5 protein-coding genes are annotated in these 4305 nt (G+C 30.7%); all 5 read right to left on the bottom strand.

The window, feature by feature from the left end; genetic code table 11:
- Nucleotides 1-198: 198 nt before the first annotated feature.
- The 5 genes from DZ60_RS24585 to DZ60_RS23695 all read right to left on the bottom strand — a co-directional run bounded on the left by DZ60_RS24585 (nt 199) and on the right by DZ60_RS23695 (nt 4265).
- A complete protein-coding gene (locus DZ60_RS24585; RefSeq protein WP_025744111.1) occupies nt 199-846 on the bottom strand; it encodes a DUF6000 family protein in 648 nt (215 codons plus the stop codon).
- A gap of 191 nt (nt 847-1037) precedes the next feature.
- Nucleotides 1038-1589, bottom strand: coding sequence for a hypothetical protein (locus DZ60_RS0121700; RefSeq protein WP_025744110.1), 552 nt, complete (start codon nt 1587-1589; stop codon nt 1038-1040).
- Nucleotides 1590-1653: 64 nt separating this feature from the next.
- Nucleotides 1654-2457 (bottom strand): CPBP family intramembrane glutamic endopeptidase, encoded by an 804-nt coding sequence (locus DZ60_RS24580; protein WP_025744109.1) that lies wholly within the window; start codon nt 2455-2457, stop codon nt 1654-1656.
- 187 nt (nt 2458-2644) lie between these two features.
- Nucleotides 2645-3115 carry a hypothetical protein gene (locus DZ60_RS0121690; protein WP_025744108.1) on the bottom strand — a complete coding sequence of 157 codons (471 nt, stop codon included), beginning with the start codon at nt 3113-3115 and terminating at the stop codon, nt 2645-2647.
- Between the two features lie 211 nt (nt 3116-3326).
- Nucleotides 3327-4265, bottom strand: coding sequence for an immunity protein Imm33 domain-containing protein (locus tag DZ60_RS23695; RefSeq protein ID WP_025744107.1), 939 nt, complete (start codon nt 4263-4265; stop codon nt 3327-3329).
- Nucleotides 4266-4305: the final 40 nt, after the last annotated feature.

The raw sequence follows: 4305 nt of genomic DNA, 5'->3' as shown, positions 1-4305 counted from the left end.
TGTAAAGGATGTTTGTTTAACGTACCCTATTGCACCTAACGTTTAATATATGTGTCGTAGCAGAGCAAATTGTTACCTTGCTTTTCGATTTTTCTGTGCAATGGTTGCTAACTTTCACTTTTGGCAAGCATTGTGCCTTCATAAATATACAAGAATCATTGGATTCATTACTTAGCTGCTATGAACACATATATCTTGTTATCTGCTTTTGTTTTTTATCTCAATTAGCGCATTCATTTGATCGTTAAAATGTCTAATTGAAGATTCAATATTTTGAGAATATTTGTCCTTCACCCATTTATTGAATAAAGGTAAGTACTTTTCCATTTCGTTAGCTTTATTAGTCTTGTCCAACCAATTTAGAGCTGCCATAGCCTCTCTTTGTTGAAAATGTAAATCTTTTCTAGTCAAATAATAGTCAAGATATTTTTTTATGTATTCATATGATTTTTTGGTATTAAAAGTAGCTAGCGCTAAACAATAACCTCCACCCGCATAGCAAACTTGACTTTTCAATAGATGTATCCCTATAATTTCTTCAAGATCAGTATAATTTTCTATTGATGCGAAGTAAGCTCCAGTAATACGTGTTCTCCAATTAAAATCTCCGAGAAGTTGTTTTACAATATTTATATCAAGTTCAGGCTTTATTTTCAAATAATCAAATGAAAACTTTTCCGTATCATTAATCCCCCACATATAAAATGGGACAATCCATTTAGCTGCAAATTCCTTATCAACTTTTAATTCAGATTTATAATGTTCTATTTCTTCAAATGGGTTTTTGTGGCGTATTGTTGCACCAGCAGTATGTAATTCTATTTGTTTTTTTGTTTTTTCGTCCATTTTTCAGAATTGCAGATAACGCCAAATATATGAATCGGAGCAAGGCAAGCAAGCCTGAGCTAATCGATCTATCTGCGCATTTTTATTTCTTATTCAATTTATAAAAATCTAGCGCCATTGCAAAAAGGAAATGACCTTTCGATCCAGCATTAAACTTTTGCTCTGATTTCATATATGATGTTAGAGAGCGTTTAATTCCATTCCACATATTTCGTTAGTTGTTCTTTTAATTGAATGTTGTCTTTAATCAGCGTTTCCAAGTCCGCATAGGTTTCAGGAACTCCCTTGAAAAAATCACCTGATTTGGATGGAATGGCCCATTTAAAAAAGAATTTCAATATAATGTTATCACATTTTTCATATTCTTTTATCAAGATTTCCTCTCTTTTTTTATAAGCTGCTTTATGTTCTTTAAATTTGGGGTTTTCAATAAATCTATTTGCGGATTCATCCAAAATTAGAGGTTCCTCAGAAACGTGATATAAAGCTTTTAAACTCCCTATCTTTTCATTCATATTGCCATTTGCAAAAAAATCAATTAAGCGATCACCAATATTTTTAGTCCCGTTATGTTTAACGCACAGTTTTATATATTCTCCGTTAAAGCTTGGGTCATTTTCCTTTAAACCGCACAAAATTAAATCGTTCGTTAATTCATTTGTCAAGCTATCAAGAGTTCTTGCAATAGATAATCCTTCTTGTCGTTTCAAAGGATTATTTAATAAATCTATAACTTCATTCATTGGTTTTTATGCTCTATAACGTTGCGTATAACAAGCGTTGCTTCCCGAAGGGAGCTATGATTTGTTATACCTTGTTAGCTACTGTTATTTTTTTAATTCCAATATACGATAATCCTATTCCAAAAATAAATAACAACCAATAGACGAAATTGTAATTCAGTCCATAGCTCCATTGGTAATAATATTTTCCATAAGACATTAATAGTAACCAACTTAAATTGGTCAGAAAGTGTAAGATTATCGTATAGAATATGTTATTAGTTTTATTATATATTAAGCAGGCTATAATTCCAAAAATAAATGTGGGTAGTAAGTTTCTATAACTTGGCAAGTGAATTAAAGAGAAACAAATACTCGAAACAATTATTGATAAAGTTAAAGAGTGTTTTTTTAGTACCTTTCCGAACAAAAACTTACGGAAGAAAAGTTCCTCAAATATTGGTGCAATTATCAAAACTGATATTCCACGGTAGAGAACTGATAAGTTCGAGCTTTTGGAAAATTCAAATGGTTTTAATTCCGTACCACTTAAATAGTCATAAATTTTACTAAAGTCAAATAATGGTCGGTCAAAGAATTCAAGTCCAATGGCAATTAAAATCAAATACAGAAGGAATTCTGGTTTTATACCTTTCATCTTTTCAATTCCTTTATTAAAGTTGAACACAGCTCTATAAGACAAGAAGAAAACGATGAAGTAAGCAATTACTGTGGGTATTCGACCTGTTATGCCGAAATAATGAATCAGATTGTCATCGCTTAAAGAATCAGTTACTTTTGGTTCTATAAACTCATAAACTCCTAAAGAAATTAGTACTTCTAATCCCAATAATAAGGCTGTAAGTAAAATTGCTTTAAGGATGTTCATTTATAATTGTAGCTAACGTTTAATATATGTGTCGTAGCAGGGCAAAATGTTACCCTGTTTTATGATTTTTCTGCGCATTGGTTGCTAACTTTTCCATTTTGCAAGCATTGCGCCTTACCAAAAATACAACAACCATTTGATTGATCACTTAACTGCTATGATCACATATATCGTGTTGTATACTGTTTTATTTTCTCCAGTGTGTTTTTCCGTCAACTTTTTTAAATTCCGATATTTCGTTCGAATAATAAATTCCATTGTCAAGTTCTTCGACTAGAATTTTTAATTCAACCTTTTCGTTGTTTTTCACAAGTTGGTTCCGTTTAAATTTCTCAATCTTATTATATTCTTTTTGCGTTAAGAATATTTTAATGATTTTGGATTCTGTTTTTAAATTAATCCATGGCGATTTTAATAGATCATTTTTTTTAAGTAGATCGAAAATTCTAATCACTTCTAATTCATCTGAGGATATATTTTTGCTTAATCGTAAGCTATCTAGAGATTTCTCAAATTTCACAAACGTTTCATCATCAGTTTTATAGAAACTTCCTATATCAATTAGCTTAAAGTATAAATCACCTTGAACCTCTTGTTTCTTATTCGAACAAGAAGAGAAGATAGAGGCTAATATCAATAAGAATAAGATTTTTTTCATAATTGTATACAACGGACTTGTGTATGAAACGTAGTGTGCAAGAAGACACTAACTTTTCGGATTAACACAGAGCCGAATTTTTATATTTTGTTTTTAATTTTTCTTTTTTAAAAAAGCCAAATTAAAAATTTGGCGTACTTTCTAAATATACACAAACCTTTCGATTTAGCACCTATTAGCTATGTTTTATACACCGTGTTAGCCTTAGTTATTATTCGTTAATTTTTTCAAATATTCCATTTTTATTCCGTTCAAAACTTGTCCCAATCTCAGATTCCAATAATTCGATAAATGAATCATCTCTTGACAAAACAGCTCCAAGTGAAACTAAACTTATGTTTTCCGAATCATCCATATATTCATCTGACTCATCACCAGATAAAATTCTCCAACCTGTGTCAACATAATCTCTTTCTTCGTCTTTTTCCATTGGTTCTTCACGATATATGTAATTTATCGGTGCATTGTCATACAGAACCTTATTTGTAACAAAACATCTATCATAATATTTGTCTACCAAATTTGGTTCAGATATTTCCAAATCGTGGTCAATAATATGTTTATGTTCGAAAACTAATTCGTCTCCGGCATAAAGTTCGTGTAGATAAAATGGGTGGTTGTCTAATTTTCCTTTGAATTTTTCTCCATTTATTTCTGTAATCTCAACCCACATTCTTTCTGCTGACGGATGTTCTGAATTAGAGGAATCAAATTCGAAAGTTAGTTTTACAATATTACCAACTTTAAGGTTTTTAGTTATTTCCCTACTTGGTTTATAAAAAGTGTATTTGTGCTCTTTAGATAACTGTTCTGAATCTGTCAGTTTCCAACTTCCAGTTTTGTAGCCAAGAGAGTTAATTCTTCGTAAATCAAATTCCCATTTTTTGTCGAGTTTACAGAGTTTGATTATTTTTTTAACCAATTCCGTTCCTTTTCTGTCAATAATAACATAATGTTCGACTAATTCTGAACCCAAATTTTCAAAAGCAACTCCCCATTCATTATTTTCTATTAATTCGATTCCACTTTTGAGTTGTCGGTTTATCCCATTCACTATTTCAGTTTCCGTTTCGTTCGGTAAGATATCAGATTCTATGTACTCAAAAAAGTCTTGTATAGCTTGTTTTCTTTTTTTTGAGTTAAATATCATTTTGATTCTTGCTAATGTTCGTTAAGATACATAGTTTACA

This window comes from Aquimarina pacifica (assembly GCF_000520955.1).
In the GTDB taxonomy this organism is placed as follows: Bacteria; Bacteroidota; Bacteroidia; order Flavobacteriales; family Flavobacteriaceae; genus Aquimarina; species Aquimarina pacifica.
Note: the sequence above shows the minus strand (reverse complement) of the source record. Positions and strands in the feature narration are given on the sequence as shown.

What these genes read in the sequence shown, in the direction of transcription:
- DZ60_RS24585 (WP_025744111.1), bottom strand. Translation starts at nt 846, where the DNA reads ATGGACGAAAAAACAAAAAAACAAATAGAATTACATACTGCTGGTGCA.
- DZ60_RS23695 (WP_025744107.1), bottom strand. Translation starts at nt 4,265, where the DNA reads ATGATATTTAACTCAAAAAAAAGAAAACAAGCTATACAAGACTTTTTT.
- DZ60_RS24580 (WP_025744109.1), bottom strand. Translation starts at nt 2,457, where the DNA reads ATGAACATCCTTAAAGCAATTTTACTTACAGCCTTATTATTGGGATTA.
- DZ60_RS0121690 (WP_025744108.1), bottom strand. Translation starts at nt 3,115, where the DNA reads ATGAAAAAAATCTTATTCTTATTGATATTAGCCTCTATCTTCTCTTCT.
- DZ60_RS0121700 (WP_025744110.1), bottom strand. Translation starts at nt 1,589, where the DNA reads ATGAATGAAGTTATAGATTTATTAAATAATCCTTTGAAACGACAAGAA.